This window comes from Nostoc sp. CHAB 5715 (assembly GCF_020829685.1).
In the GTDB taxonomy this organism is placed as follows: Bacteria; Cyanobacteriota; Cyanobacteriia; order Cyanobacteriales; family Nostocaceae; genus Nostoc.
Window position 1 is genome coordinate 1 of the sequence record NZ_JAIVFR010000986.1, and the last position, 2690, is coordinate 2690.

The 2690-nt window shown below is 37.4% G+C and carries 3 protein-coding genes; 1 reads left to right on the plus strand and 2 read right to left on the minus strand.

Annotation, left to right across the window (positions count from 1 at the left end):
* The coding region (locus LC574_RS34770; RefSeq protein ID WP_229458168.1) for a helix-turn-helix transcriptional regulator at positions 1–550 on the plus strand (550 nt) is incomplete at its 5' end.
* Between the two features lie 159 nt (positions 551–709).
* Here LC574_RS34770 and LC574_RS34775 read toward each other — a convergent pair.
* Complete coding sequence (locus tag LC574_RS34775) at positions 710–1687, minus strand: sucrase ferredoxin (protein ID WP_229458169.1); 978 nt, start codon at positions 1685–1687, stop codon at positions 710–712.
* Positions 1688–1766: 79 nt separating this feature from the next.
* On the minus strand, positions 1767–2324 hold the full coding sequence (locus LC574_RS34780) for a hypothetical protein (protein ID WP_229458170.1): 558 nt from the start codon (positions 2322–2324) through the stop codon (positions 1767–1769).
* Between the last annotated feature and the right edge of the window lie 366 nt (positions 2325–2690).

Sequence of the window (2690 nt, forward strand, 5' to 3'; positions counted from 1 at the left end):
AGTCGCCCTTGCTTCCAGACAACGGGAAGAACGCAAACGTCTGCTGCGAACTTTTGAAAGCGATTTGGAAATTCTCAATCACTATGGAATGAAACCACTGTTCGATCCAGTTACCTACCCACTAGAAATTCAACCTTTATGGGCGAAATTAGTTGATCTTCCCGAAGATCCAGATGAAGCATTAGAATTTTGGACTAATGACGGTGGTGCTGAAACCCGCCTCACAGACACAGGCCCCCGTGGTAAGTGGAATCTGCTTATGAATGCGCGGATTTTGGCTTTTGAACTCCCACCAGAATGGGAACAGCAAATCTCAGAATCGGAAAAAAAGAAAACAAGAACTGCTAAAGCCAAAAGGAAGCCTAAAGCTACAAACGATTTGCTAGGTGAACAGATTTTGCAGGCGCGAAAAAATTTGAATCTCTCCCAAAGAGAATTGGCAAAGCTTACAGGTAAAAGCCAAAGCTGGATTCGAGACATCGAAAATGGCCGTTTAAAAGCCAAATTAGAAGACCAAATACTTTTACGAAAAGTCTTAAATATGACTTAATCTTGATTTGGAATTTAAACGCAGAGGAACGCAGAGGGAAACGCAAAGGTACGCAGAGATTTTGTTACGAATTTGTGCAGCGTTATACTAAATACAGTAAGACTCCGCGTACCTCTGCGCTTCCCTTTGCGTCCTTCTGCGTTTAAAAACTCTCCCCTTTTACGTACTATAACTCATCACCTTACTAGAAGTAAGCCAAAGACTACCGACAGCATATTTAGTAACTACCAACTCTCGTGTAGCATTGCATGAACTCTTCAGTTGTTGAGTCTTAGTTTCATCTTTCACAAGTTTAGCCTGGTACGTGTAAAGAGAACCAGAAGGTTGTTCAAAACTTAGCTCACCCAGAATAGTATTATTATCTAAACTTTGCTCCAAAATTTTGCCTGCCACTTTGTAATTAAACCAATCCCATCCATTACAAAGCATTAGTTCTCTTTCCAAAACCTGAAGTGCAACAGGCAGAATTCCCCAGCCTCTATAAACTTTATTTAAACATTGAATATCGCCAGTACGAGTCAAAATCGATCTAAATGAATCTATATCTATACGACCGTAGTATCTTCCTTCTGGTAAGTCTATAATTGTGGGTGCAAATCGATGTCCGCCAAAGTGTGATGATTTCCAAACTCGCACATTATCCAAGCACAAATCAGCATTCCTTGCTGTAACATTGAAGTAAAAGGGAGCGCCATATCTGGCACAACATTTATCATGGCTACCGTGGGTACAAACTAAAATATCTTTAGTTGCGGTGGTTTCTATCTCATAATTAGCACTGATACCCCATAACCATTTTTGGACAACTGCTGCTACTTGCTCAATATTTGCTAGCTTAAACTCTTGCTTATGGTATCCATTACTTAGCCCCTCTTTTTTTTGATAAATCAAGAGCGTAGTGTGGTTTACTTTGTGTGATAGATCATTAGCAATTAAGAGGAATCTAATCGGTAGTTTAGCACGCTTCACTTCCTCTACCAAAGCCCTCAAATTCTGAGGTACCCATTTGGAATTAAAAGCTTCTGATGTCCAAGGTAAAGGACACTCAACTAAAATATAAGTTTGATAATTGGTGGCGCTACCAATAACATCTTCTCCCGCTTGCTGTGAATCGTCAGAACAAAAAAAAGTATTCATCTCGCTGTACTCATTAGCGTATTCTATGGACAAAAGGTATAACAAAATACAATTGTGTTCTTAGCTACAATATCCTTGGCTAAAGGAGATAAAAAAGAACAATATTCATTTCCCAGTTAAAACTAGGTATCCACTTTATAACATCATTACTGATCGAAGTCTTTCCGGTTAATAAAGTCTCCACAATACAGATAAACAGCATCAAAATAGATTTTTCCGTATGCGCGGCGTTAATTTTGTATCTAGTTTTATTGTTATTTGGTATTTTGTAAACTTTCACTTGCTGAAGCTGGGCTTTTCTGAACTTGGTTTCTTTCGCAAAATCAAATATCTTCAATCTTGGGCGATCGCTTGGAGAGTAACAGGCGATCAACTTGCTTACAATATGGATGTAGCTGATATTACAATCAAAAATATTGCTAGCAGCAAAATAATTATTTAAAGTTTTGCTGAAATTTTTTACATAGGTAGTTACAGTTGTTGTTACACATAAAGATATAATTTTATGTTGCTTTTGCCAGAAACATATTCCTAAAAGTAGATGCCAGAACACCTGATAAACATATAATACTTTGGTAAGCCAATACTGTTTGAAAACTTTTTTATCTGCTTTTAATGTATTTATCCATTTATACATATTGCGAATAATTATCAATTAGCTGAGAAAAAATAAAACAATTAAATTAGGGGTCAATGCTTTGTGCCCCGTACTTCATGCGCGATAAGTTAACGATCAAAACTAGTGAGTAATTATTAGCAGCGTCACTAAGATCAACATTAACAAACCTGGTATTTACCCTTTTACCTAATCTAACTTCCTGAAGCTCATGTCAGGGTTTGATTATATGCCTCTGCCTTGACTGTAACTGAACTCAATAATAAATGCAAGTTTTTGAGAATCTTTCTAATTCCTTTACCGTTTGTCGCCTCTAGAAGGTTGGTTAAATCAAAGTTAACGGGCATTTTATAGTGGAGATAGCTCACTTGAGCAAGTATTGATTCT